Source organism: Marinobacter sp., from assembly GCF_041690615.1.
Lineage (GTDB): Bacteria > Pseudomonadota > Gammaproteobacteria > Pseudomonadales > Oleiphilaceae > Marinobacter.
Window position 1 is genome coordinate 1 of record NZ_JAWLGY010000013.1, and the last position, 21940, is coordinate 21940.

The following is a 21940-nucleotide window of genomic DNA, read 5'->3' on the forward strand; positions in this document are numbered from 1 at the left end:
TTCGGCTTCAGAGCCAATCATGAACCGCCGTGGTACGGAACCGTATGCCCGGTGGTGTGAGAGGACGGGGGAGGCAACTCCCCCTCCTACTCGATTCTGCTCCCGTCAGCCCGGTTTGTACCTGTCAATTTCCCGACGTGGCCCCCTGGTCCCTACCATCTATTCTTTTTAATTCTTTGTAATTATTGGTTAATTTTGAGTTGGTCAGGACTTTGCATTACGGCTGGTGAATCTGTTCAGCCTGACGCCATGGCGCGGGCCAGGAAAGAGCTTTTGGAACCGGGAGACGAGCAATGGTCCAGCGAGCCGACATCAATAACGTCCTCTCTGAGATGCGCAATCTGCGGGCGCAGATGATGCAGAACCAGCGCATGGACAACGACCTGGCGATACGTGGCCAGGTGGACAAGCCGTCGGGTCCGGAAAAGGTCAACGAAACCCAGGGCTTCGGCGACATGCTCAACCAGGCCGTGAACAAGGTTAATGACCTGCAGTCGACCACCGGCGAACTTCGAACCGCCTATGAGCAGGGCGACCCGAACGTGGATATCACCCGGGTGATGATTGCCTCCCAGAAATCGTCGGTCGCCTTTGATGCCTTGTCCCAGGTTCGTAACCGGGTGGTCAAGGCGTATGAAGACATCATGAACATGCCGATCTGACGGCCGGTATAACGAGTTAGCAGCGGAGCAAATCCATGGCCAGTGTACCTGCAGACGCCACCTCCACCGAGCTTTCCACCACCGGCTCGGACACCGAAAGCGAAAGCCGCAGTGATCTGCTGTTCGGTTTCAATCGCCTGAACCTGCTGCGGCAGATCGGTCTCATGGTGGGGCTGGCGGCCAGCGTGGCGCTGGGCGTGGCGGTGGTGCTGTGGGCCCAGGAGCCCAACTACCAGCCGGTGCTGGGTGATCTGTCCAGCTACAACCCGGAAGACGTCTCCCGCATCCTGGACCAGAGTGGCATCGAGTACCGTATGGACGGTCGCTCCGGTGCCCTGCTGGTGGCCGCCGACGATGTCTATAACGCTCGCCTCAAGCTGGCGGCCGAGGGCGTGACTGACCGGGACACCATCGGGTACGAGTTACTGGACCAGGATCAGGGGCTTGGTACGTCCCAGTTCATGGAAACCGTCAGCTTCCGTCGGGGGCTGGAAGGGGAGCTGGCCCGGACCATCAGCAGTATGCGCAGCGTCAAATCCGCCCGGGTACACCTGGCCATTCCCGAGCGTTCAGTCTTTGTTCGTGATGCCCGCAAGCCCACCGCGTCGGTATTCCTGAATGTGTTTGCCGGTCGTCGGGTGGAGCAGGAACAGATCCGGGCAATCGTCAACCTGGTGGCTGGCAGTGTGCCGGAAATGAGTCGCGAACAGGTGACCGTGGTGGATCAGAACGGCAACCTGCTGACGGGCCGTGAAGAGGACGAGAATCGCCGGGACATGCAGGAACAGTATGAATACACCGAGCGGGTGGAGGAACGACTGACCCGCCGGGTGGCTTCCATGATTGCTCCCATCGTTGGTGACAGTCGCTTCCGGGCGGAGGTCAGTGCCGACCTGGACTTCTCCTCTCTGGAGCAGGCCGAAGAGCTGTTCAATCCGGAACAGCAGGCCATTCGCAGCGAGCGGGAAATGTCCGAGCAGCGATCCGCCGGTGCCCAGGGTGGTGTCCCCGGCGCCTTGTCGAATCAGCCGCCGGGCCAGGCCGAGGTGCCTGAGCAGGCTGGCGCAGGTAACCAGGATGAAGAGGAGGAAGACCAGGCGCAGCCGGTGGATGTCCGCCGGGAGTCCACCCGCAACTACGAGGTGGATCGCACCGTCAGCTACATCCGCCAGGCCCAGGGGGGGCTCAAGCGCCTGACGGTTGCCCTGGCCGTGGATGACAAGCGGGTGGTGAACCCGGATACAGGTGAGGTCACCTACCAGCCCTGGGAAGAGCAGGAGCTTCAACGGATCAACATGCTGGTCCGCGACGCGGTTGGCTACTCCGCTGCCCGGGGTGATAGCGTAACGGTGATGAACACTGCCTTTGCCCCGGAGGAACCGGTGGAATACGTGGAGCCATCGTTCTGGGAGCAACCCTGGTTCTGGAACCTGATGAAGCAGGTGCTCGCCGGTGTGGTCATCCTTGCGCTGGTACTGGGCCTGTTGCGCCCGGTGCTCAAGTCCATCTCCGGTGGTGGCCGCCGTGACCGGGAAGATGATCTCGACGCCGGCGGGAGCGCCTACGATGACCTTGGTATGGGCGCCGACAAGGCCCTTGCGGATGCCATGGGTGGTCAGGACGAGCTGCTTTTGCCTGGTGCTGCTGACAGTTATGATAGGCACCTGAACGCTTTGAAGGGGCTGATTGCCGAGGACCCGGCCCGGGTCGCCCAGGTAATGCGCCAGTGGGTGAACGTCGATGAGTGAAGAAAATCGCCAGGACGAGGACAGAAAGCAGCTGCGTCGCAAGATTCCGCGGGTGGAACAGGCCGCTATCCTGCTGATGTCCCTGGGTGAGTCCGATGCGGCTGAAATCCTGCGGCATATGGGCCCCAAGGAGGTCCAGCGGGTAGGTGTGGCCATGGCCCAGATGAAGGACGTGAGCAAGGATGAGGTGTCCTACGTGCTGAACGAGTTCGTCGATGCGGTTGGTGGCCAGACCGGCCTGGGTGTGGGCAACGACGAATACATCCGCGCCATGCTGACCCAGGCCCTTGGTGACGACAAGGCCGCCAGCCTGATCGACCGCATTCTGATTGGTGGCAATACCACCGGCCTGGACACTCTCAAATGGATGGAGCCCAGGGCGGTGGGTGACATCATCCGGTACGAACACCCGCAGATTCAGGCCATTGTCATTTCCTACCTGGATCCGGACCAGGCGGCAGAGATTCTTGCCACCCTGGACGACAAGGTGCGGCTGGACGTGATGATGCGGGTGGCTGCGCTGGAAAGCATTCAGCCCCAGGCCCTGCAGGAACTTAACGATATTCTCGAGAAGCAGTTCTCCGGGGGATCCGGCGCCCAGACCAGTCGCATCGGCGGCGTCAAGCGGGCCGCCGACATCATGAACTTCATGGAACGCTCCATCGAGGGGGGTCTGATGGACTCCATCAAGGACATGGATCCGGACCTGGCCTCCACTATCGAGGATCTTATGTTCGTATTCGATAACCTGGTGGAAGTGGACGACCGGGGCATCCAGGCCCTGTTGCGTGAGGTATCCTCCGAGGTTCTTGTCGTGGCCCTCAAGGGTGCCGACGATGCCGTCAAGGACAAGATCTTCCGCAACATGTCCAAACGTGCGGCCGAGCTGCTGCAGGATGATCTGGAGGCCAAGGGCCCGGTCCGTGTTAGTGAAGTGGAAACGGCCCAGAAAGACATTATCACGATTGCCCGTCGCATGGCCGAAGCGGGTGAAATCACCCTGGGCGGCGCCGGCGAAGAAATGATGTGATGAAGGACTCCCGTCGCCGCGCCAATGTCCCCCCCGAAGAACTCAGTGCCTGGGAGCGGTGGGAGCTGCCCCTGCTGGACGAGCATGGCAACGAGGTGCCCCGCGAGGAAGAAGTCGACGTCAAGCCGCTCACCGCTGCGGATATCGAGGCCATTCGCAACTCCGCCTGGGAAGAAGGCCGGGAAGAGGGCCGCGCTACAGGCTATGAGGAAGGTTTCAGGAAGGGTGCGGAGGAAGGCCGTGAGCAGGGCTACCGGGAGGGCCGGGACACCGGCGAAAGGGAAGGTCGTGAGAAGGCCGAACAGAACGCCCGCAGTGCCATCGACGAAAAACTGGCGCGCCTGGAAAACGTCATGGCCGAACTCGTTGCCCCTATCGAGCGGCACCAGGACGAGCTGGAATCGGCCCTGGTCAACCTGGCCACGGTGCTGGCCCGGGCGGTCATTCACCGGGAGTTGTCCCTGGACTCGTCGCAGGTCGGGCAGGTGGTCACCGACGCCGTCAACAGCTTGCCATCGACCCGTGAGAATGTGCGCGTCCGGGTTCATCCCTCCGATGTAGACTGGGTAAAGGCCGTGGCCGGCCGGCTTGATGCGGAGGTGGCGGTCATCGGCGATGAGACGATCCTTGCAGGTGGCTGCAAGGTGGAAACCCGGCATTCGCTGGTGGACTACACCGTTGAAAAGCGTTTCCAGAAAGCCGTCCAGGCCATGCTGGAGAAACAGATCGGTAACGCCTCCGCCGGCGAAAGTGAGCAGCTGGAGTCGGTGATGGGTGACCTGTCCGATTTCCACCGGGATGTGCTTGACGAGCTGGGGGAGTCCGACGATGACCAGCAGCCTGGCTGAGCGCCTGCTTCAACTGAGTGCCAATATTCCCTCTGAACCTGCACCGGAGCTGTCCGGACGCCTGACCCGAATGGTCGGCCTCACCCTGGAGTGCGTTGGCTGCCCCATGGTTGTGGGGGATCGCTGCCTGATACTCGGGCATGGCGACGCGACAGTGGAGGCCGAGGTTGTCGGCTTCGAGGATGACCGGGTCTACCTGATGCCCCTGACGGCTATCGACGGCCTGCGCCCCGGCGCCCGGGTGGTGCCCCTGTCTGCGGCCAGCAAGGTGCCTGTGGGTGAGGGTCTGCTGGGTCGTGTGGTCAATGGCAACGGCGAGCCCCTGGATAGCCACGGTCCGCTGCAGGCCGAGGCCAGGGTGCCGCTCTCCGGCGAAATCATCAACCCCCTGCACCGGGCGCCCGTGCGCACCTCCATGGATGTGGGTATCCGTGCTATCAACAGCCTGCTGACTGTGGGCCAGGGCCAGCGCCTGGGTCTGTTTGCGGGCAGCGGTGTGGGCAAGAGTATGCTGCTGGGCATGATGACCCGGTTTACCGACGCCGATATTACCGTTGTGGGCCTGATCGGCGAGCGGGGCCGGGAGGTCAAGGAGTTCATCGATGACATTCTCGGTGAGGAAGGGCTGTCCCGCTCGGTGGTAGTGGCATCGCCAGCGGATGACTCGCCCATGATGCGCCTGCGGGCCGCCATGCTGACCACCCGTATTGCGGAATACTACCGGGACCAGGGCAAGCGCGTGCTGTTGCTGATGGATTCGCTGACCCGCTACGCCCAGGCCCAGCGGGAAATTGCCTTGGCGGTGGGAGAACCCCCCGCGACCAAGGGTTATCCGCCTTCGGTGTTCGCCAAGCTGCCGCAGCTGGTCGAGCGCACCGGCAACGGCAAGCCCGGTGGTGGCTCCATTACCGCGTTTTATACGGTACTCACCGAAGGGGATGACCAGCAGGATCCGGTGGCGGACTCCGCCCGGGCCATCCTCGATGGCCATATCGTACTCTCCCGTCGCCTGGCGGAAGAGGGCCATTACCCCGCCATTGATGTGGAAGCTTCCGTCAGCCGGGTGATGCCCCATGTGACGGCGCCGGATCACTTTGCCCGGGCCCAGCGCTTCAAACAGGTGTATTCCCGCTACCAGCAGGCGCGGGATCTGATCAGCGTGGGAGCCTATGTGAAGGGCTCCGATCCGGAAACCGACTTCGCCATCCGCTACATTGATGCCATGGGGGACTTCCTGCAGCAGGGCCTGAATGAAGCGGCACCGTTCGAACAGTCGGTAGAGCAGTTGCTGGCATTGTTGCCCGAAAAGCCCGCCAGACCCCAGAGCCCGGAGAAGAATCAGGCCGGAGGCCGTGAATGACGGTACGTTCGGAGCGTCTTCAGGTAGTACTTCAGCTGGAGGAACGCAAGGAGCAACAGGCCCTGGACCGCATGAACGAGGTTCGCCGCCAGTGGCAGGCAGAGCAGGACCGCCTGGAGGAACTGCAGCGTTATCAGCAGGAGTACCACCAGCAGATGCGGCAACAGCAGCAGGGCACGGTCCCGGTTGCCCGCCTGCAGGGGTGGCAGAATTTTATCGCCCGGCTGGACCTGCTTATTGGCGAGCAGCAGACCCGGACCGGGCAGGCCGGGCAGCGGGTTGAACAGGCACGTCAGCAGTGGCAACAGGCCTGGGAGCGACGGCGGGGGATGGAGCGATACATCGAAACCTGCCGCACCCAGGAACAACGGGCCCGGGACCTGGCCGAACAGAAACAGGCCGACGAAGCCGCCGCCCGCCAGTTTTCCCGCCGGCGCTGAGCGGTTCACGGGGCTGCGGAATACAAACCCGGTGCTATTGGCTATCCTGAAGGGCGTAATCCCCGTGTACCGCTGATGACCGCCTTGCAGTGGCGTTCGATCAACGGCAGGATTACCCAACAGCCGGAGGTGACATCCGGCCCCGGTCAGCGGAGGGAAAGACGATGCCTGTGCACACCCGACAAAGCGACGACGGTGAAACCCGCACCATTGCCATTGAGGGGCGGTTTGATTTCAGCACCCACCAGGCCTTCCGTGACGCCTACGAAAAGGACTCCCAGGGAGTTCGCCACTGGGTGATCGACATGTCCGATACGAGCTATCTGGACAGCTCTGCGCTGGGCATGCTGCTGTTGCTGCGGGATTTTGCCGGTGGTGACAATGCCAGCATCCACATTGAGAACTGCAATGCCGATGTCCGCCGTATCCTGGCCATTTCCAACTTCGAGCAGCTGTTTTCCATTCGCTGACTGTACCAGCGGGGGCTTTGTGCCAGCGACGGCAATGACCTCCGGGGTGAGAGGACGCACCCGTGACAGACCCCGAGAATCCCAGACCGCTACGTTTGCTGATCGCTGACGACAGCAGCACCGACCGACTGATCCTCAAGGCGATACTGCGCCGCCAGGGGCACGAGGTCGAGGCCGCTGAGGATGGCCAGGCCGCCCTGCAACTCTTTGAGCGTTGGCAACCGGACATGGTGTTGCTGGATGTGATGATGCCGCGCATGGACGGTGTGGAGGCAGCCCGGCAGATAAAGGCCCTGGCCGGGGAGACCATGGTGCCGGTGATCTTTCTGACTTCCCTGTCCGACGCAGGGTCTCTTGCCCAGTGCCTGGACGCCGGTGGTGATGACTTCCTGCCCAAGCCCTACAACCCGGTCATCATCCAGGCCAAGCTGGGTGCCTTTGACCGTATGCGGCGAATGCACGAAACCCTGAGCCGGCAGCGGGACCTGATCCGGGCCCGCAACGACCAACTGCTGAATGAACAGGTCACCGCCCGCCGGGTATTCGACAACATCGCCCATACCGGCTGCCTGGATGCGCCCAATATCCGGTATCACGCCTCACCCATGTCCGTGTTCAATGGCGATATCCTGTTCGCCTGTCCACGACCCGCCGGGGGCATGCACCTGCTGGTAGGTGACTTCACTGGCCATGGTCTGCCGGCGGCCATTGGCGCCCTGCCGGTGGCGGAGATTTTCTACGGCATGACCAGCAAGGGATTCAGTGGTCCGGATGTGCTGCGGGAGCTGAACCAGAAGCTGGTGCGGATCCTGCCCATCGGAATGTTCTGTTGCGCGGCATTTGCCGAGGTGGATTTTCGTCAGGGTATCATCAGCGTCTGGAATGGCGGCCTGCCGGATGGCTACCTGTTACGGACGGATGGTTCCTGTAACGCCCTGAGGTCACGACACCTGCCACTGGGTGTCCTGGCGCCGGAACGGTTCGCCGCCCCCATGGAGGAATACCCGGTGCATCCCGGGGACCAGCTTCTGTTGATGACCGACGGGGTGCTGGAGGCGGCCGACGCCGGAGGGCGCCACTTTGGTGAGCAGCGGCTGGCGGAAACGCTGGCCACGCGGCCACTCCACGCATCGCCTGTGGATCACCTGGTTGAAGCGGTACAGACCTTTGCCGGCAGCGCACAGGAGAGCGACGACCTGACCCTGCTTGGGCTGCGGGTGACTGGCCAGGATCCGGTGGCCATCCGTTCCGTGGCCGCCACCCAGTCGGCCCTGACCGGCCCGGCCTTCTGGCGCTGCAGTTACCAGGTGGAGGGGGAGACCCTTGGGCAGTTCAACCCGTTGCCGTTGTTGCTCCACGTGTGCATGGCGGTGGCGGGCCTGCGACAGCATAGCGGAGAGATCTACACCCTGCTGGCGGAGCTGTACAACAATGCCCTGGAGCACGGCGTGCTGGAGTTGCCCTCCGGCTGGAAAGACGGGCCGCAAGGCTTTGCCCGCTACTACGCCGAACGGGAGCGGCGCCTGACCAGGGTGGATGGCCACTATATCCGCTTTGAACTGGAGCATTGTCTGCGGGATAACGGCGGCCGGCTGGTTATCCGGTGTCTGGATTCCGGCCGGGGGTTCGATCCGGACACTCTCGCCAATGACAATGGCGGAACCGTCTATTCGGGTCGCGGGCTCACACTGATCCGCCGCTTGTCCAGTGGCCTGAGCTACAACAAACAAGGAAATCAGGCCGAAGTAGTATATGATTGGGAACTGACCGAAAACGGGAGCGGACATACCTGAAGTCTGTCGGGATTGCTGCCGGGTCACCGGGTTGTAATTTCACCAACTGCCCGGATTATGATAGACAAACACATCAAGAGCCACGCCTGACCGGTGGCTCCCATGAGGTTGGTTATGATCAACAAGCCACACCTTGATGAAGAAGCTCTCGCGGAACTGCGGGATGTGATGGAGGATGAATTCGATATCCTCATCCAGACGTACATCAGCGACTCCCGTGAACGAATCCAGGCGCTTCATCAGGCCCTGTCCGACAATGATCCGGATGCCTTCGCCAAGACCGCTCACAGTTTCAAGGGTAGCAGTATCAATATTGGAGCTTCCCGCCTGGGGGATCTCTGTATGCAGATTGAAAAGGCCGGCCGGGAAGGCGACCTGGACACGGCGCGCCAGTCCATGGTGGAGCTGGAGGCCGAGTTCGCCACCGTTCGCCGTCTGATGGAAGAATCCCTCCTGGCCTGAGCCTGCGGCTCGCAGGCCGCCATACCAGTATCCGGGCCGGTTTTACCGGCTCTTTCCCTCTCTGGCATCCCGTTTGCAGTATCCCTGGAAACCCCGCCTTTCCGGCGAATTTCAGAGATTCAGCGGCAAGAGGTTGCCATGTCCTCAATGGTACTGACCCAGTTACTTAACCCCGATTCGGGCGTTGACCGAAAAAACACCGGCAAAGCCCAGGACAGCCAGAGTGCGGCTGACAAGGGGCCCAGCCGGTATGACGAGATTATGCGCCAGCAGGAGAAACGCCTGGAGCAACGACGTGCCGATGACCGTGCCCGGGAGCGGACCATGGCGCAGGAGCGTCAGACGGAATCGCGCCGCGCGGACGTTGCCGAAAAGGGCAATGACGGGCGTTCAGCCCGCGCCGGGGATGCCGATGACCGTAAGGATGCCGGAAAAACGGCAAGACAGGACCGCCCTGAAACGCCGGATGACAGCAAGCCCGCCGCCCGCAGGAAGGAAACCAGTGGCGGAGACCATGCTGCCGACGCCGGACAGAAGACAGAAGCGGAGAGCCAGGTTGCCAGGTCGTCTGTGGATGATCAGGCTCTCGAAGGCCTGCCTCTGGATGGCCAGGTCGCCGGATTGCTCGAGTTGGTGGATGAGGCTGAAGTGCCGGTTGCGACTGGGGTCAACGGGCTGGTGCCCAATGGCGCGACGGGAAGCCTGAAAGGTGCCCCGGCGGCCGGATTGCTGGCACCGGGGCTGTCCCTGGGGCAACAGCCCGGGGGGGCGTCCACCGTAGGCAAACTCTTTGCCGCCATAATGCAAGGCGGTAAGGAATCTGCCCCCAGGGGCGGAGATTTGCTGGCGGGACTGCAGAACGTCAGTGAGTCATCCGGCAAGCTTGCCGATACCCTGATGACCCGTATGTCCGCGCCGGAACTGACCCAGTCGCTGAACCAGGCTGCCACCCTGAGGGGGCAGGAAGCCCAGGCCCTGATGCGCAGTTACAGCACCAGCGTCGATGCCCCCGTCGGCGAGAGCGAATGGGGAGAGAAAGTCATGGGCAAACTGGCCTGGCTGACCGCCAGTCAGATGTCAGTGGCGGAGATCCATATTACCCCGCCGGAGCTGGGGCCCCTGGATGTGCGGGTGCAGGTGCAGAACGACCAGGCCACGGTAACGGTTCATGCCACAACGCCTGCGGTTAGGGAGCAGCTGGAACTGCATGGCCACCGGTTGCGGGACATGCTCAGCGAACAGGGGCTCAGCCTGGAGGGTTTTGATGTGAGCGATTCCTCCGGGCGTGAAACCGCCGACCAGCAAGGCGATGGCGAGGGGCACAGAGAGCCTGGCACCGGCCCGCGGGCCGGAGAACTGGACGGCGCCGAGGCCGATAACCTGGCCGCCGGATCACTGGACCTGTCCTGGCGTGGTGAAGTGGACCTCTACGCCTGATGCCAGACCTGCCAAAGTATTCGCCAGAGGGAGGGTCAGGGGTTACACTCTGATCAGCTGTAACAGAAACGCCAGCCATCAGGCTGGCGTTTCTGTTTGCGGGCCGGGATTTCGGTTCGCAGGCCGTTAGAGTTACACTCGGGCGGCATATTATCTGGTTTGGTCGGGATTGGCGCAGGGATTGCTTGAAATCCCTGTAAGGCGATCTCTGGCCAGAAACGGCAAAAAAATGACGGACCCCGGAATGGCGGAAGACAATGCGGTGGCAGGGCCACCCAGGAAAGGCAAGCTCAAAACCATACTGCTGCTGGTGATCATCCTGGTTCTGGCAGTGGGCCTGTCCGTGGCGGGCACGTTCTGGTTCCTCTCCAAGGGTAGTAGCGGCGTGGCGGAGGATGAATCAGCCACGGCGGAGGAGGACGCCTTTCTGCCCGCGGAGTACATGGTGATGGACCGGCCGCTGGTCACCACCATTCGTGACCCGGGCCGCCAGCGCTATATCCAGGTGTATCTGGCCTTTGAGTCAACCGAGGCTCCGGCCCTGGCCGCAGCGCAGAAGCACCTGCCGCTGCTGCGTAATGCGCTGATCGCTGAGCTGGGGCAGCTGGACTTCATGGAATTGCAGACGCCGGAAGGACGCCAGGGGCTGCCCGATCGCCTGCTGGTGGCAGTCAACGAGACGCTGGCGGCGGAAGGGGAGCCCGTCCTGGATCGGGTGCTGTTACGTAATTTTGTTGTCCAGTAAAAACATACCGGGGCCAGGTGCCGGGGTTCGTGACCGGCATTCACCCGGGCTGCAGGCAGTCAGAGGCTGATAACGATGCAGGACTTACTCTCACAGGATGAAATCGATGCGCTGCTCCACGGGGTGGACGACGGTGACATCGATACCTATGACGAGGCCGAGGAAGAAGGGGTCAAGCAATATGACCTCGCCAGCCAGGACCGTATTGTCCGGGGCCGCATGCCGACCCTGGAAATGGTCAATGAGCGGTTTGCCCGCTATACCCGCATCAGCCTGTTCAACCTGTTGCGCCGCAACGCCGACGTGTCCACCGGCGGCATCCAGATCATGAAGTTCGGGGAGTACATTCACACCCTCTACGTGCCGACCAGCCTCAACCTGGTCAAGGTGCGGCCACTGCGGGGCACGGGGCTGTTCATTCTCGATGCCAAGCTGGTATTCAAGCTGGTGGATAATTTCTTCGGAGGCGAGGGCCGGCACGCCAAGATTGAGGGCCGGGAGTTCACGCCCACGGAAACCCGCATTGTGCAGATGGTACTCGACCAGGTTTTTGTGGACATGCGGGAAGCCTGGCATGCGGTACTCAAGGTGGATTTCGAGTACCTGAGCTCGGAAGTGAATCCGGCGATGGCCAACATCGTCAGTCCCAGTGAAGTGGTGGTCATCAGTACCTTTCATGTGGAGCTCGACGGCGGTGGCGGCGAACTGCACATGGCGCTGCCCTATTCAATGATCGAGCCCATCCGGGAAGTCCTGGATGCCGGGGTTCAGAGTGATATCGACGATGTCGACGAACGCTGGGTCAACGCCCTGCAGGAAGACATCAAGGAAGTGCAGGTACCGGTCAACGCCACGGTGTGCCGGCGCCGGATCTCGTTACGCGAGGTGGCCAGGTTCAAGGCGGGGGATGTGATTCCGATCGAAATGCCCGAGACGCTGGACATGACCGCCAACGGCATTCCCATCTACAAGGCCACCCTGGGGACCCGGGATGGCAAGATGGCATTGCGAATCAAGGAACGCACCAGGCTTCCGAAGGTGAAGAAACAACTGAAGGTAGGTAAACATGGCTGATGACAACAAAGACGACCGCGAGCTCAGCGAAGACGAAAAGCTGGCTGCCGAGTGGGAAGCGGCCATGGGGGAATCCGGTGACGACCAGGGTGGTGAAGACCGGGCCGACGAGTGGGCTGCGGCCATGGCGGAGGCGGAAGGCTCCGATGATGACAGCGGCAAGCAGGTCAGAGCCGCTCCCATGGAGGATTTCGGCGAGCAGCCCGAGTCCAGGGCTGCGCCGGGAGCCGAGCCGGACCTGGATGTCATTCTCGATATTCCGGTAACCATTTCCATGGAAGTGGGCAATACCCAGATTCCCATCCGCAACCTGCTGCAGCTCAACCAGGGGTCGGTGATCGAGCTGGATCGCCTGGCCGGTGAACCGCTGGATGTGCTGGTTAACGGTACCCTGATCGCTCACGGTGAGGTGGTGATGGTGAACGAGAAGTTCGGTATCCGCCTGACCGACGTGATCAGCCCCGGTGAGCGCATCAAGCGCCTGCAGAAATGAGGGCATTGCGACGCACAGGTAGCCTGGCAGCCTGGCTGCTGGTGCCCGCCTTGACCCTGGCGCAGGATGAAGCCGTCCGGGAAGCCCCGGAGCGCACCAGCAGCCAGAGTGACGCGGTCGCTACCCTGGCGACCATGGGTATTGGTCTGCTGGTGGTGGTGGCACTGATCTTCGGCTGCGCCTGGCTGATCCGCCGCATGAATGGCCTGACCGGCATGAACAGCGGTGCCATGAAGGTTGTCTCGGTCATGGCCCTGGGGGCCCGGGAGCGTATCGCCCTGATCGATGTGGCGGGGACCCAGATTCTGGTGGGTATTACCCCGAGTTCCATCCGCACGCTCCATGTCTTTGACGAACCGGTGGTGGCGCCCGGTCAGCCGGTAAGCGGTGACTTTGCCAGGAAGCTGCACAGTCTGATGGGACGGCAATGGAAGCCGGGGGACGCCGGCCGCAAGGGGGATGCGGACTGATGCGGTGGTTGTTGATCCTGGCGGGGCTGGCGCTGGCTCCGGATGTGTTTGCCCAGGAAGGGGTCGGTGGCATTCCGGGTATTCCTGCGGTCACCGTGATACCGGGGGAGCAGGGGGAGGAGTATTCCGTCACCCTGCAGATCCTGGCCTTCATGACGGCGCTGACCTTCCTGCCCGCCATGCTGATGATGATGACCTCATTCACCCGCATTATTGTGGTGTTCGCCATCCTGCGTCAGGCCCTGGGGCTTCAGTCCACGCCGTCCAACCAGATTTTGCTGGGGCTGGCACTGTTCCTGAGCATTTTCATCATGAAGCCGGTGTTCGAGGAGGCCAACCGGGTAGGGCTGCAGCCTTACCTGGCGGAGGAGATGACGTCCCTGGAGGCGGTGGAGGCTGCCAGTGTGCCCTTCCGTCAGTTCATGCTGTCCCAGACCCGGGAGAGTGACCTGGGGCTTTTCATGCGCATTGCCGACGAGGAGTACGACACCCCTGAAGACGTGTCCTTCTGGGTGCTGATGCCGGCCTTTGTAACCAGCGAGCTGAAAACCGCGTTCCAGATCGGCTTTATCCTGTTCATCCCGTTTCTGATTATCGACATGGTGGTGGCCAGTGTTCTGATGGCCATGGGTATGATGATGCTGTCGCCGATCATTATCTCGCTGCCGTTCAAGATCATGCTGTTTGTGCTGGTGGACGGCTGGGCCCTGATCATGGGCACGCTGGCTGCCAGCTATGGGATATAGGGAGGCCTGCCATGACGCCGGAAACCGCCATCGACATCATGCGTGAAGCCCTCTGGATGATCGTAATGCTGTCGGCCTTTATCATCGGCCCGGGTCTGGTCATCGGCCTGGTAGTGAGTACCTTCCAGGCGGCTACCCAGATCAACGAGCAGACCCTGAGCTTCCTGCCAAGGTTGCTGGTGACCCTGCTGGTGATCATCTTCGCTGGCCCCTGGATGCTGACCCAGCTGATTGACCACGCCGAGGGGCTGATTGGCAGCATCCCCTATCTGATCGGATGAGGTGGGTATGATTCCCGCCGACCTCAGCGCGGATGTGATCAGTCAGTGGGTAGGGCAGCACCTGTGGCCGTTGTTTCGCATTGGCAGTTTTTTCATGGTGATCCCGTTTATCGGTACCCAGCTGGTACCGGCCAGGGTTCGCCTGGGGCTGGCGTTGCTGACGACCATTCTGGTGGTGCCCATGTTGCCGCCGGTGCCCCAGGTGGAGGCCCTCAGTGCCGAGGCGGTGATTATCACCCTGCAGCAGATTCTGATCGGTGTGGGTATGGGCTTTGCTCTGACGGCGTTGTTCCAGCTGTTCGTTATTGCCGGTCAGATGATTGCCATGCAGATGGGTCTGGGGTTTGCCTCCATGAACGACCCGTCCCACGGGGTTAATGTCACGGTTCTCTCCCAGATCTACACCATTACGATCACCCTTTTGTACCTGGCGATGAACGGTCACCTGGTGGCCATCGAGGTGTTTCTGGAGAGCTTCCGTACGCTGCCCATTGGTCTTGAGGGGCTGGGGCAGGCGGGGGTCTGGCAGCTGGCGCACCGTATCACGTGGATGTTTGCGTCGGCCTTGCTGCTGGCGCTGCCGGCAGTGACAGCAGTGTTCATCGTGAACATTTCGTTCGGGGTGATGACGCGGGCGGCGCCGCAGATGAACATTTTTGCCCTGGGTTTCCCGATTGGCCTGATTTTTGGATTGTTTGCCATATGGGTGCTGCATGCCAATTTTCTGCCGCACTTTGAGCAGTATACTCGTGAGACTTTTGAGTTTATGAGACGGCTTCAGGGGTAATCCTGAATCGGTGACAAACGTTTCCCTGGCTTAGCTTCAAGGCTTTGCCTACAGGTTTGGGCGAAAGGCCACGGCCCATTGGCAAGGTGCCGCGCCTACACACGCTTTTAGACGCTTACTATGGCCGAAGAGAACGATAACAGTCAGGAGAAAACGGAAGAGCCGACGCCACGACGCCTTGAGAAGGCCCGGGAGGACGGCCAGACCGCCCGTTCCAAGGAGCTGGCGACCATGGCCGTGCTGCTGGCCGGGGCCGGTGGGTTGCTGGTGTTTGGCAAGAGTCTGGCCATGTCCATGGAGCAGATCATGCGTGGCGCGTTTGTGCTGGAGCGGGGGGAGATCTTTGATACCCGCTTTATGAGCACCCAGCTGATTGGTTCCGCGTGGGAAGCGACCGTGGCCCTTGGCCCGTTGCTGTTGTTGCTATTGATTGCGTCTATCGCAGGCCCCATCGGTATCGGTGGTTTGCTGTTCAGCGGAAAGGCCATTGCCCCCAAGCTGAACCGTATGGATCCCATCAAGGGCCTGAAGCGGATGTTTTCTGCCCGGTCGCTGGTGGAGCTGGTGAAGGCGATTCTGAAGGTCAGCCTGGTGCTGGCGGTTGCCATTTTGATCCTGAACCTGCGTACCGAGGATCTGCTGAGCATCGCCGAGGAACCCGTGGTGCCGGCCATGGCCCATGTGGTCTGGACCATGGCATGGAGTTTTTTCTTCCTGGCCTGTGCCACCATCGTTATTGCCGTCATCGACGTGCCGTTTCAGATCTATGATCACCAGAAAAAACTGCGGATGACGAAGCAGGAGGTGAAGGACGAGTACAAGGACACGGAAGGCAAGCCGGAGGTGAAGGGCAAGATTCGTCAGCTGCAGCGGGAGATGGCCCAGCGGCGGATGATGGCGGATGTGCCGACGGCGGATGTGGTTATCACCAACCCGACTCACTATGCGGTGGCGTTGAAGTACGACCAGAAGTCCATGGGGGCGCCGGTGGTGGTGGCCAAGGGGGCCGATGAGGTGGCCTTCAAGATTATGGAAATCGCCCGGGAGAACAAGGTAGAGCTGCTGCGTACGCCGCCCCTGACCCGTGCGGTTTACCACAACACCAAGGTGGGGGAGGAGATCCCCGACGGCCTGTACATGGCGGTGGCCCAGGTGTTGGCCTATATCTTCCAGCTACGGCAGTTCCGCAAGGGGCATGCACCCAGGCCGACTATGCCCAATTTCCCGATTCCCAAGGATATGCGGCGGGATATATAGGTTCATGCTCAGCGACTCGTGGCGCCGGGCAAGCCTCCCCCCTGGTTGCCGCCTCTCCGCGCGCCGACAGGCTAGGTGGAGGCGGCCAGGCTCAAAGCCCGAATTCAGTGCTCGTGGTGGATACGCTCCCCCCAGGCACTGTCAGAACCCGGCAAAACCAGGTTCAGCAGAATGGCAACGATGCCACACAGGGCGATACCCTCCACCCCGAAAATCGCCATACCGCCAATACCGAATACCAGCGTCACACCCACGATGACCAGGTTGCGGGCCTGGGACAGGTCCACCTGGTTGCGGATCAGGCTGTTCAGGCCCACTACCGCAATCGAACCGAACAGCAGGCACAGGATGCCCCCCATCACCGGAACGGGAATCGTCTGCAGGGCCGCCCCGAACTTGCCCACAAAGGCCAGTACAATTGCCACGCCCGCCGCCCACAGCATTACCCGCGGATTAAAGTTCTTCGTCAGCATGACCGCACCGGTCACCTCGGAATAAGTCGTGTTGGGCGGCCCGCCCAGGAACGCGGCGGAGCTGGTGGCCAGGCCGTCACCCAGTAGGGTACGGTGCAGGCCCGGTTTTTTGAGGAAGTTCTTGCCAGTGACGTTACTGATCGCCAGCACATCACCGATATGTTCAATAGCCGGGGCGATGGCCACAGGAATCATGAACAGAATCGCCCCCCAACTGAACGCGGGCGCCTGGAAGGCCGGCATGGAAAACCAGGCGGCTTCCGCAATCGGAGAAAAGTCCACGATCACCGGCGTAATACCGGTTATTCCCGCAATCCAGGTGAGCAGGTAGCCAACGATAATACCGACCATAATGGGAATCAGCCGGAAGATGCCCTTCGCCCACACGGAAACCACAATGGTTACCAGCAGGGAAATCATGGCGATGACAACGGCAGGCTTGTAGGGCACCAGTTCGGCCGAGCCATCACCGGTATGGCCGGTGGCCATGTTTACCGCAACCGGAGCCAGCCCCAGGCCGATCACCATGATCACCGGGCCGATGACTACCGGCGGCAGCAGCCGGTTGATGAAACCGGTGCCCCGCAGGCGCACGGCGCCACTCAGCAGGATGTAAAGCACACCGGCTGCCACCAGGCCGCCGAGAATCTCGGGAATGGAGAACTGGCTCTTCGCCGCCATGATCGGCGCGATAAACGCGAAGGAAGATGCCAGGAAGACCGGCACTTTGCCGCCGGTGACGATATGGAAAATCAACGTGCCGAGGCCGGCGGTAAACAGCGCCACGCTCGGGTCCAAGCCCGTGAGCAGGGGCATCAGCACCAGGGCACCAAAAGCCACCAGCAGCATCTGGGAACCAGCCAGGGCCTGGCGCCAGACCGGCTCGCCGGCGTAGTCCTCCCGCAGGGAGGTGGTGTGATCAGCGTCCTGCATATCAGACATCCTTCTGCTTGGTGCCGAAGATCTTGTCACCGGCATCACCCAGGCCGGGAAGGATGTAGCCTTTCTCGTTCAGGCGCTCGTCTACCGACGCGGTATAGATGGAGACATCCGGGTGCTTCTCCAGCACCTTCTCTACACCTTCCGGCGCCGCGACCAGTACCAGGGCCCGGATTTCTGTGCTGCCCGCCTTTTTCAGCAGGTCGATGGTGGAGATCAGTGAGCCGCCAGTGGCCAGCATGGGGTCGACGATCAGTGCCATGCGCTGGTCCAGCTCACCCACCAGTTTTTCCAGGTAGGTGGAGGCTTCCAGGGTTTCCTCGTTGCGGATCTGACCCACAACACTGACCCGGGCCACCGGAATCAGGCTGAGAACACCATCCAGCATCCCCAGCCCGGCCCGCAGGATGGGCACAATGGTGACTTTCTTGCCGCCGATCTGCTCCACCTCCACCGGACCTGCCCAGCCGTCAATGGTGTGTTTGCTCAGGGTGAAATCCTTGGTGGCCTCATAGGTCAGCAACGACGCCACTTCCTGGGCAAGCTCTCTGAAATTCTTGGTGCTGATGTCGGCACGGCGCATCAGGCCGAGCTTGTGCTGGATAAGGGGGTGTTTGACTTCGTGAATGGGCATGGTTCACCTGTCAGCTGGTCGGGTGGGATTTGCGCAAGGATACCGTATCGAAGCGGCTCAGTCAGGGGGGATTCTGGAGAAAATGTAAGAAATGGTATGGATCTTGCCGCTAGTCCCGGTAAGCCGGCCCGGGCGTCAAAAAAACGGCCCTGGCCTTTGCAGCAAGAACGACCATTGTGGAGATATCCGTCAACATGGACCGGGCCCTTGTCCTGAATAACGTCAAATCCCTGACGCGGGGAAACCTGGGCATTCCCATTATGCTCGTGGCACTGCTGGGCATGATGATCCTGCCCATGCCGGCGTTCCTGCTGGATGTGCTGTTCACCTTCAATATTGCCCTGTCCATCACCATCCTGCTGGTGTGTGTGTACGCGCTGCGTCCCATGGAGTTCGCGGCCTTTCCCACCGTTCTGCTGGTTGCCACCCTGCTGCGCCTGGCCCTGAACGTGGCGTCCACCCGGATTGTTCTGCTCAACGGGCACGAAGGTGGCGACGCTGCCGGTAAGGTGATCGAGTCTTTCGGTGCGGTACTGATCGGCGGCAACTATGCGGTGGGCCTGGTGGTGTTTGCCATCCTCATGATCATCAACTTCCTGGTGGTCACCAAGGGCGCCGGCCGGGTGTCCGAAGTAAGTGCCCGTTTTACCCTCGACGCCATGCCCGGCAAACAGATGGCCATCGACGCCGACCTCAACGCCGGCCTGATCAACCAGGACGACGCCAGGCACCGCCGGGAAGAGATTGCCCAGGAAGCCGACTTCTACGGCTCCATGGACGGCGCCAGCAAGTTCGTGAAGGGCGATGCGGTCGCCGGCCTGCTGATCCTGTTCATCAACCTGATCGGCGGTATTGGCATCGGCATGCTCCAGCACGGTCTGGATTTTGGCACCGCCACCCAGAACTACGCCCTGCTGACCATCGGTGACGGTCTGGTGGCCCAGATTCCGTCACTGCTGTTGTCCACGTCTGCCGCCATCATGGTGACCCGGGTAACCAGCAGCCAGGATATGGGCGGTCAGATTCTCAAGCAGATGTTTGACGCCCCCAAGGCCCTGGCGATTGCCGCCGCCATTCTGATTATGCTGGGCCTGGTTCCAGGTATGCCTCACGTGGCATTCCTGGGGCTGGGCCTGCTGGCCGCCGGTGCCGCCTGGTGGATCTGGAAGCAGGGGCGCCAGGCTGTTGAGGAAGACGGCGGCAGCAGCTGGCCAACGACCTCCCGCAGTGGTGGCAGCCAGGTGGCGGCCTCCGGCGGTGTCCGGCCGGAAGCCGGTGACCAGGGGCAGGGCCTGCCGGCGCCACCGGAAAATAAAGAGCTGGGCTGGGACGACGTGGCCACGGTGGACATCGTTGGCCTGGAGGTCGGCTACCGCCTGATTCCCCTGGTGGACAAGTCCCAGGGGGGGCAGCTGCTCAGTCGTATCAAGGGCGTTCGCAAGAAGCTGTCCCAGGATATGGGCTTCCTGATGCCCTCCGTGCATATCCGTGACAACCTGGACCTGATGCCCAACGTCTATCGCATCACCCTGATGGGAGTGACCATCGCCGAGGCGGAAATTCACCCGGAGCGGGAACTGGCCATCGACCCGGGACAGGTGTTCGGCAAGGTGGAGGGCATTGCCGGCAAGGACCCCGCTTTCGGCCTGGATGCCATCTGGATTGAGCCGGACCAGAAAGACAATGCACAGACGCTTGGCTACACGGTGGTGGACGCCAGCACCGTGGTGGCCACCCACCTGAACCAGATCCTGCAGAGCCACGCCCACGAACTGCTGGGTCACGAGGAAGTGCAGAAGTGGCTGGATCAGCTGGAAAAGGTCTCGCCCAAACTGGCGGAAGAGCTGGTGCCCACCACCGTGTCCATCTCCATCCTGCTGAAAGTGCTGCAGAGCCTGCTGCAGGAAGAGGTGCCTATTCGCGATATGCGCTCCATTGCCGAGGCTATCGTCAACGTCCATCCCAAGAGCCAGGACCCGAAAGTGCTCACCACGGCGGCCCGTCAGGCGCTGCGCCGGATGATCGTGCAGAGTATTTGTGGCAATGAGAAAGAGATACCGGTGATCACCCTGGATCCGGAACTGGAACAATTATTGCTGAAGAGTCAGCAACAGAGTCAACAATCCGGCGGCGGTGACGATATCGGCCTGGTCCTTGAACCGGGCATGGTGGAGAAACTGCAGCGGTCGTTGCAGGAAAGCGCCCAGCGCCAGGAAATGATGGGCAAACCCGCCATCCTGCTGGTGTCAGCACCCCTGCGGCCGGTGCTGGCGAAGTTCGCCAGCTACGGGGTAGAGCGCCTGCACGTGCTGTCGTACCAGGAAGTGCCGGATAACAAGCAGATCACCATCGTGGCGTCGGTCGGCCAGTAACGACCCACCGGGAGGTAGAGACAGATGAAGGTAAAACGGTTCTTTGCGGCAACCATGTCCGCCGCCCTCAGGCAGGTCCGCGAGTCCATGGGGGATGATGCGGTCATCCTGTCCAGCCGGCGGATTGATGACGGTGTGGAGATTGTCACAGCGCTGGACTACGACGAGAACATGGCCCGTCAGAAACTTGGCGAGGCTGCGGCGGATGCTACCAGCGATGGCCGTCTTGCTGAACTTCAGGCGGAACAACACCTCCGGCTACAGGAAGAACTTGGCCGCTCCCGCAGTCGTATCCGTCAGTTACGGGAGCAGCGCGGTGGCTACGAGCCCCGGCAGCGCAGTGAAGAGGTACGTGAACGCCTCGATACCGAGAACCTGCCATCGCTGTCTGAAACCCGTGAGCCGGAAGCGCTCCGGGCATCAATGACACCAGCCGGGCCCGCCGCCGGCGGCGATGAGCTGGCGGCGATGCGCCGGGAGCTCGACTCGCTGCGGGCCATGATCAGTGAGCAGGGCAGTGCCCGCAGGAGTGCGCCTCTCGCCGGTTTGCAGGCCGACCCGCAGGAGACCCTGGATGCGGTGCGCAAGCGACTGGCGGAGCGCCTGGAAGAGTTCGGTCTGAGCGGCACCCTGGCGGCCAGCCTGGCCCGTCAGGGCGGTCGTGGCAAGCTGGAGGATAACTGGAAGCGTGCCCTGCGTACCCTGGCGGCGGGTCTGAAAACCGGAGGCGGCGACTGGGCCACCCGTGGTGGCATCTACGCACTGGTTGGCCCGACCGGCTCCGGCAAAACCACGACCATTGGCAAGATTGCCGCCCAGTATGTGCTGGAGCACGGTGCCGACTCGCTGGCGCTGGTTACCACCGACCGCTACCGGGTAGCGGCCCATGAGCAGCTTTTCGTGTTCGGCCGTATCCTGAACGTACCGGTGCGGGTGGTGGATGACAGCCACAGCCTCGACGAGGTGCTGGACGAGCTGGAAGACAGGCACCTGGTGCTGATTGACACCGCGGGTCTGTCCGGCGCCGATCCCGGTTGCCAGGAACAACTGTCTGAGCTGGCCAGCAGCCGCCACCGGGTCAGCCCCCATCTGGTGGTGCCGGCCACCAGTCAGTCGCGGATCATGAAATCCATGTGGCATTGCTATAAGATGGCGGGTCTTGCAGGCTGCATCATGACCAAGCTGGATGAAGCGCTCACCCTCGGCGAGGTTCTGGGCTTTGCCCTGGAAACCGCCCTGCCGGTGGCCTGGATTACGGATGGCCAGAAAATCCCGCAGGACCTGCATCCGGCTAATGCTGCATCGCTGGTGCGTCTGGGCGTGGAGCGTCTGCGGGACGTGCGCAAGCAGCAGGCCATGGCAGAAGGTGCCTGAACGGCCGCTGCAGGCCGGGAACCGGACGTGGTCGGCACCCTGCAG

General features: G+C 61.7%; 22 protein-coding genes. 20 read left to right on the forward strand and 2 right to left on the reverse strand.

Annotation, left to right across the window (positions count from 1 at the left end):
- Positions 1-293: 293 nt before the first annotated feature.
- The 18 genes from fliE (at position 294) to flhB (ending at position 16103) form a co-directional block, all read left to right on the forward strand.
- A complete protein-coding gene (gene fliE / locus ACESMZ_RS10460) occupies positions 294-662 on the forward strand; it encodes a flagellar hook-basal body complex protein FliE (protein ID WP_372956268.1) in 369 nt (122 codons plus the stop codon).
- A gap of 35 nt (positions 663-697) precedes the next feature.
- The gene (fliF, locus tag ACESMZ_RS10465; protein ID WP_372972592.1) at positions 698-2410 is read left to right on the forward strand and encodes a flagellar basal-body MS-ring/collar protein FliF; all 1713 of its coding nucleotides are present in this window, start codon (positions 698-700) and stop codon (positions 2408-2410) included.
- Positions 2403-3440 carry a flagellar motor switch protein FliG gene (fliG, locus tag ACESMZ_RS10470; RefSeq protein ID WP_372972593.1) on the forward strand — a complete coding sequence of 346 codons (1038 nt, stop codon included), beginning with the start codon at positions 2403-2405 and terminating at the stop codon, positions 3438-3440. Before fliF ends, fliG begins: the two co-directional genes overlap by 8 nt.
- The gene (locus ACESMZ_RS10475) at positions 3440-4288 is read left to right on the forward strand and encodes a flagellar assembly protein FliH (protein ID WP_372972594.1); all 849 of its coding nucleotides are present in this window, start codon (positions 3440-3442) and stop codon (positions 4286-4288) included. Before fliG ends, ACESMZ_RS10475 begins: the two co-directional genes overlap by 1 nt.
- Positions 4269-5648 (forward strand): flagellar protein export ATPase FliI, encoded by a 1380-nt coding sequence (fliI, locus tag ACESMZ_RS10480; RefSeq protein ID WP_372972595.1) that lies wholly within the window; start codon positions 4269-4271, stop codon positions 5646-5648. Before ACESMZ_RS10475 ends, fliI begins: the two co-directional genes overlap by 20 nt.
- A complete protein-coding gene (fliJ, locus tag ACESMZ_RS10485) occupies positions 5645-6088 on the forward strand; it encodes a flagellar export protein FliJ (RefSeq protein WP_372956273.1) in 444 nt (147 codons plus the stop codon). The genes fliI and fliJ overlap by 4 nt, the downstream gene beginning before the upstream one ends.
- Positions 6089-6252: 164 nt before the next feature.
- A complete protein-coding gene (locus ACESMZ_RS10490) occupies positions 6253-6558 on the forward strand; it encodes an STAS domain-containing protein (RefSeq protein ID WP_372956274.1) in 306 nt (101 codons plus the stop codon).
- Positions 6559-6620: 62 nt separating this feature from the next.
- Positions 6621-8351 carry a SpoIIE family protein phosphatase gene (locus ACESMZ_RS10495; protein WP_372956275.1) on the forward strand — a complete coding sequence of 577 codons (1731 nt, stop codon included), beginning with the start codon at positions 6621-6623 and terminating at the stop codon, positions 8349-8351.
- Between the two features lie 114 nt (positions 8352-8465).
- A complete protein-coding gene (locus tag ACESMZ_RS10500) occupies positions 8466-8813 on the forward strand; it encodes an Hpt domain-containing protein (RefSeq protein ID WP_372956276.1) in 348 nt (115 codons plus the stop codon).
- Between the two features lie 138 nt (positions 8814-8951).
- A complete protein-coding gene (locus ACESMZ_RS10505; protein WP_372956277.1) occupies positions 8952-10250 on the forward strand; it encodes a flagellar hook-length control protein FliK in 1299 nt (432 codons plus the stop codon).
- Positions 10251-10479: 229 nt separating this feature from the next.
- Positions 10480-10995, forward strand: coding sequence for a flagellar basal body-associated protein FliL (fliL, locus tag ACESMZ_RS10510; RefSeq protein WP_372972596.1), 516 nt, complete (start codon positions 10480-10482; stop codon positions 10993-10995).
- A 75-nt stretch (positions 10996-11070) separates the two neighbouring features.
- On the forward strand, positions 11071-12069 hold the full coding sequence (gene fliM / locus ACESMZ_RS10515) for a flagellar motor switch protein FliM (protein WP_372956279.1): 999 nt from the start codon (positions 11071-11073) through the stop codon (positions 12067-12069).
- Positions 12062-12562, forward strand: coding sequence for a flagellar motor switch protein FliN (gene fliN, locus ACESMZ_RS10520; protein WP_372956280.1), 501 nt, complete (start codon positions 12062-12064; stop codon positions 12560-12562). Before fliM ends, fliN begins: the two co-directional genes overlap by 8 nt.
- Before the next feature lie 5 nt (positions 12563-12567).
- Positions 12568-13032 carry a flagellar biosynthetic protein FliO gene (gene fliO / locus ACESMZ_RS10525; protein WP_372956281.1) on the forward strand — a complete coding sequence of 155 codons (465 nt, stop codon included), beginning with the start codon at positions 12568-12570 and terminating at the stop codon, positions 13030-13032.
- On the forward strand, positions 12990-13778 hold the full coding sequence (gene fliP / locus ACESMZ_RS10530) for a flagellar type III secretion system pore protein FliP (protein ID WP_372956282.1): 789 nt from the start codon (positions 12990-12992) through the stop codon (positions 13776-13778). Before fliO ends, fliP begins: the two co-directional genes overlap by 43 nt.
- Before the next feature lie 11 nt (positions 13779-13789).
- Positions 13790-14059 carry a flagellar biosynthesis protein FliQ gene (gene fliQ, locus ACESMZ_RS10535; protein WP_091848585.1) on the forward strand — a complete coding sequence of 90 codons (270 nt, stop codon included), beginning with the start codon at positions 13790-13792 and terminating at the stop codon, positions 14057-14059.
- A 7-nt stretch (positions 14060-14066) separates the two neighbouring features.
- Positions 14067-14846 carry a flagellar biosynthetic protein FliR gene (gene fliR, locus ACESMZ_RS10540; protein WP_372956283.1) on the forward strand — a complete coding sequence of 260 codons (780 nt, stop codon included), beginning with the start codon at positions 14067-14069 and terminating at the stop codon, positions 14844-14846.
- A 120-nt stretch (positions 14847-14966) separates the two neighbouring features.
- Positions 14967-16103 (forward strand): flagellar biosynthesis protein FlhB, encoded by a 1137-nt coding sequence (gene flhB / locus ACESMZ_RS10545; RefSeq protein ID WP_372956284.1) that lies wholly within the window; start codon positions 14967-14969, stop codon positions 16101-16103.
- Positions 16104-16207: 104 nt separating this feature from the next.
- On the opposite strand, the gene ACESMZ_RS10550 is transcribed toward flhB, so the two are convergent.
- Together ACESMZ_RS10550 and upp are read right to left on the reverse strand one after the other, a co-directional pair.
- Complete coding sequence (locus ACESMZ_RS10550; RefSeq protein WP_372956285.1) at positions 16208-17509, reverse strand: uracil-xanthine permease family protein; 1302 nt, start codon at positions 17507-17509, stop codon at positions 16208-16210.
- Between the two features lies 1 nt (position 17510).
- Entirely contained in the window at positions 17511-18149 is a 639-nt protein-coding gene (gene upp, locus ACESMZ_RS10555) for a uracil phosphoribosyltransferase (protein ID WP_372956286.1), read from the reverse strand.
- 194 nt (positions 18150-18343) lie between these two features.
- Between upp and flhA the strand changes: the two genes are divergently transcribed.
- Together flhA and flhF are read left to right on the forward strand one after the other, a co-directional pair.
- On the forward strand, positions 18344-20521 hold the full coding sequence (gene flhA / locus ACESMZ_RS10560; RefSeq protein ID WP_372956470.1) for a flagellar biosynthesis protein FlhA: 2178 nt from the start codon (positions 18344-18346) through the stop codon (positions 20519-20521).
- A 24-nt stretch (positions 20522-20545) separates the two neighbouring features.
- A complete protein-coding gene (gene flhF / locus ACESMZ_RS10565; RefSeq protein WP_372972597.1) occupies positions 20546-21895 on the forward strand; it encodes a flagellar biosynthesis protein FlhF in 1350 nt (449 codons plus the stop codon).
- The last annotated feature ends 45 nt before the right edge of the window (positions 21896-21940 follow it).

Excerpts from the sequence above, each read along its gene's own strand:
- flhF (WP_372972597.1), top strand. The coding sequence starts at position 20,546 with ATGAAGGTAAAACGGTTCTTTGCGGCAACCATGTCCGCCGCCCTCAGG.
- fliM (WP_372956279.1), top strand. The coding sequence starts at position 11,071 with ATGCAGGACTTACTCTCACAGGATGAAATCGATGCGCTGCTCCACGGG.
- ACESMZ_RS10475 (WP_372972594.1), top strand. The coding sequence starts at position 3,440 with ATGAAGGACTCCCGTCGCCGCGCCAATGTCCCCCCCGAAGAACTCAGT.
- ACESMZ_RS10500 (WP_372956276.1), top strand. The coding sequence starts at position 8,466 with ATGATCAACAAGCCACACCTTGATGAAGAAGCTCTCGCGGAACTGCGG.
- flhB (WP_372956284.1), top strand. The coding sequence starts at position 14,967 with ATGGCCGAAGAGAACGATAACAGTCAGGAGAAAACGGAAGAGCCGACG.
- fliL (WP_372972596.1), top strand. The coding sequence starts at position 10,480 with ATGACGGACCCCGGAATGGCGGAAGACAATGCGGTGGCAGGGCCACCC.
- flhA (WP_372956470.1), top strand. The coding sequence starts at position 18,344 with ATGGACCGGGCCCTTGTCCTGAATAACGTCAAATCCCTGACGCGGGGA.
- fliG (WP_372972593.1), top strand. The coding sequence starts at position 2,403 with ATGAGTGAAGAAAATCGCCAGGACGAGGACAGAAAGCAGCTGCGTCGC.
- fliR (WP_372956283.1), top strand. The coding sequence starts at position 14,067 with ATGATTCCCGCCGACCTCAGCGCGGATGTGATCAGTCAGTGGGTAGGG.
- fliQ (WP_091848585.1), top strand. The coding sequence starts at position 13,790 with ATGACGCCGGAAACCGCCATCGACATCATGCGTGAAGCCCTCTGGATG.
- ACESMZ_RS10550 (WP_372956285.1), bottom strand. The coding sequence starts at position 17,509 with ATGCAGGACGCTGATCACACCACCTCCCTGCGGGAGGACTACGCCGGC.
- upp (WP_372956286.1), bottom strand. The coding sequence starts at position 18,149 with ATGCCCATTCACGAAGTCAAACACCCCCTTATCCAGCACAAGCTCGGC.
- fliE (WP_372956268.1), top strand. The coding sequence starts at position 294 with ATGGTCCAGCGAGCCGACATCAATAACGTCCTCTCTGAGATGCGCAAT.
- fliN (WP_372956280.1), top strand. The coding sequence starts at position 12,062 with ATGGCTGATGACAACAAAGACGACCGCGAGCTCAGCGAAGACGAAAAG.
- fliF (WP_372972592.1), top strand. The coding sequence starts at position 698 with ATGGCCAGTGTACCTGCAGACGCCACCTCCACCGAGCTTTCCACCACC.
- fliJ (WP_372956273.1), top strand. The coding sequence starts at position 5,645 with ATGACGGTACGTTCGGAGCGTCTTCAGGTAGTACTTCAGCTGGAGGAA.
- fliI (WP_372972595.1), top strand. The coding sequence starts at position 4,269 with ATGACCAGCAGCCTGGCTGAGCGCCTGCTTCAACTGAGTGCCAATATT.
- ACESMZ_RS10505 (WP_372956277.1), top strand. The coding sequence starts at position 8,952 with ATGTCCTCAATGGTACTGACCCAGTTACTTAACCCCGATTCGGGCGTT.
- ACESMZ_RS10490 (WP_372956274.1), top strand. The coding sequence starts at position 6,253 with ATGCCTGTGCACACCCGACAAAGCGACGACGGTGAAACCCGCACCATT.
- fliP (WP_372956282.1), top strand. The coding sequence starts at position 12,990 with ATGGAAGCCGGGGGACGCCGGCCGCAAGGGGGATGCGGACTGATGCGG.